General features: G+C 65.6%; 3 protein-coding genes. 1 reads left to right on the top strand and 2 read right to left on the bottom strand.

Features of this window, described 5'->3' with window-relative positions:
* Positions 1–279, bottom strand: a 279-nt coding sequence (locus tag WAW17_RS31820) for an NUDIX domain-containing protein (protein ID WP_422336817.1), incomplete at its 3' end; no start/stop codon positions are given.
* A 156-nt stretch (positions 280–435) separates the two neighbouring features.
* On the opposite strand from WAW17_RS31820, the gene WAW17_RS31815 reads away from it, so the two are divergent.
* Positions 436–1,200, top strand: a complete 765-nt coding sequence (locus WAW17_RS31815; protein ID WP_422336816.1) for a L,D-transpeptidase — start codon at positions 436–438, stop codon at positions 1,198–1,200.
* Between the two features lie 80 nt (positions 1,201–1,280).
* Here the strand turns inward: WAW17_RS31815 and ald are convergent, their stop codons facing one another.
* Positions 1,281–2,420, bottom strand: a complete 1,140-nt coding sequence (gene ald, locus WAW17_RS31810) for an alanine dehydrogenase (RefSeq protein ID WP_422336815.1) — start codon at positions 2,418–2,420, stop codon at positions 1,281–1,283.
* Positions 2,421–2,554: the final 134 nt, after the last annotated feature.

The raw sequence follows: 2,554 nt of genomic DNA, 5'->3' as shown, positions 1-2,554 counted from the left end.
GTCGAGTCCGAGTTCCTCGTGGAGTTCGCGTCGGGCCGCCTCTTCGCCCGTCTCCCCCGGATCCACACCGCCTCCGGGCAGCGCGAACTGGCCGGGATGGGCTCGCATCCGGCTCGGGCGCATCGTGAGCGGAACCGTCTGACCGTCGTCCCCGCCGCCGTTCATCACCGCGATCACCACCGCCGCCGACCGTCTGTTCGACGCGTCGACGATCCGCGGCTCGAACTGCGCCAGTGCGTCAGTGAGCCGCTCCCTGCTGAGTAGGTGCGCGTTCGCCATGTCCCCGACACTATCTCCAGTCGGCGTCGAACCTGCGATTCACGCCACCGATCACGGCACGGTGTCGCCGGTCGACGAGACCTGTCGCGCACCGATCCGGGCGTGCTTAACTGAGATGAGCGGTGCCGAGTCGTCGTCTCGAAGGGCAAGGCAGCCATGGGAAAAGTGCACACGGGTGCATCCCGAGTTCTCGTGTCGATCCTCGCGGTTGTGACCATGTCAGGCACGTCCACCGCCGCAGCGAGTGCGGTCGAACCGGATCGGTCGACGACCCTCCCGGCGCCGATTCTTGCCCCCGTGAGCGGCGAAACCGTCGGCGTCGCGCATCCTGTCTCCATCCGCTTCCCCTCGCCGGTCGTCGATCGCGCGGCCGCCGAAAGCACAATCTCCATCGCCTCGTCGACGAATGCGCCCGGGCATTTTTCCTGGGTCGACGACAGCACTCTGGGCTGGCATCCCGACCGCTTCTGGCCTGCCCACACGCGAATCACCGTCCGGGCGGCGGGTGCGCGAAGTGAGTTCCAGGTGGGCGACGCACTGGTCGCGGTGGCGAACACGACGACGCACCAGTTCATCGTCAGCATCAACGACCAGGTGGTCCGGACGATGCCTGCCTCGATGGGGAAACCCGGGTACGAGACACCGCACGGAACATTTCCGGTCCTCGAGAAGTTCCGCGAGATGGTGATGGACTCGTCGACGTACGGCGTTCCCGTCGACTCCGCCGAGGGGTACCGCCTTCACGTGGAGTACGCCACCCGCATCACGTGGGGCGGCATTTTCGTGCACGGCGCACCGTGGTCGGTCGACTCCCAGGGTTACGAGAATGTCAGTCACGGCTGCATCAACCTCAGCACCGAGAACGCCCGATGGTTCTACGACAACGCCAAGATAGGCGACCCGGTCATCGTCACGGGCTGAGCAGCAGCGCCACAGAGGGGTGACTTGTCGTCCCTGACCGGTTGACTACCTGCCGAGCCTGTGACCACTCCCCGGAGTGGTCACGGTTTGCTCGATCCGTCGCGAGTTCCGTCCGCTGCAGCGTCCAAGGCCCTGGCTCTCAGATGGGGAAATGCCTCGGCCGTCCCGGCGTGCACGATCAGGCCGTCGCTGACGTTCACACCGCGGGCGAGCGCCGGGTCGTCCTGCGTTGCCCGGCGCCATCCGGAGTTCGCAATTCGAAGGACGTACGGGAGCGTGGCATTGGTCAAGGCCGGGGTGGAGGTCGCCGGAACCGCACCCGGCATGTTGGCCACGCAGTAGAAGACCGCGTTCCCCAGACGGAAGGTGGGTTCGTCATGGGTGGTAGGACGTGAACCTTCGAAGCACCCGCCCTGATCGATGGCGACGTCGACCAGCACGGTGCCCGGTGCGAGGTTGTCGACCAGTTCACGCGACACCAGCTTCGGGGTCCTCCGTCCGGGTAGGAGGACCGCTCCGATGACCAGATCCGCAGCAAGAACGGTTCTTTCGATTTCGTACGCCGAGGATGTCACCGTCCTCACACGGCCTCCGTACAGTTCGTCGACGTGACGTAACCGCGGGATCGACGGGTTGAGAACGGTGACGTCGGCACCCATCGCAACGGCCTGAGCGACTGCGTTCATCCCGACGACCCCGGCGCCGATCACGGTGACATTGGCGGGGCGGACTCCTGGCACTCCGGGCAGCAATACTCCCCGTCCTCCCTGACTTTTCATCAGGTTGTACGCCCCGACAAGAGTCGACAGGCGGCCGGCCACCTCGCTCATCGGAATCAGCAGCGGCAACGATCCGTCATCGGCCTGCACGGTCTCGTAGGCGATCGCTGTGGCCCCGGAACGGATGAGCTCTTCGGTCAGCGGTTCGTCGGCTGCCAGGTGCAGATAGGTGAACAGAACCTGACCCCTGCCGAGTCGGCCGTACTCTTCAGCGACCGGTTCCTTCACCTTGAGTACCAGTTCAGCCGACCACGCGTCGTCGACGCCTCCGAGACCGGCCCCGGCGGCCTCGTAGTCGGCATCGGAGATCATCGAGCCGAGACCGGCGCCGCGCTGAACGATGACCTCGTGCCCCTGTCGGGTCAGTTCCTGTACTCCTGCGGGTGTGATCGCCACGCGGTACTCGCGGTTCTTCACCTCCGTGGGAACGCCAACGTGCATCAGTGTGCCTCCTGTGCGGCGCGGGTGGCCCGAAAATCGGGCTCCGGCTCGTGTGTACAGGACTGTGGTGCCCGAATGTGACGAAATACAGACGACGGATCCAGTTGGCACAGAACCGAGGCCTGCGCCGCTGC

This window comes from Rhodococcus sp. (in: high G+C Gram-positive bacteria) (assembly GCF_049286785.1).
Classification (GTDB): Bacteria; Actinomycetota; Actinomycetes; order Mycobacteriales; family Mycobacteriaceae; genus Rhodococcus_F.
This window is presented reverse-complemented; position numbering and strand designations above follow the sequence as displayed.

What these genes read in the sequence shown, in the direction of transcription:
- WAW17_RS31815 (WP_422336816.1), top strand. Translation starts at nt 436, where the DNA reads ATGGGAAAAGTGCACACGGGTGCATCCCGAGTTCTCGTGTCGATCCTC.
- ald (WP_422336815.1), bottom strand. Translation starts at nt 2,420, where the DNA reads ATGCACGTTGGCGTTCCCACGGAGGTGAAGAACCGCGAGTACCGCGTG.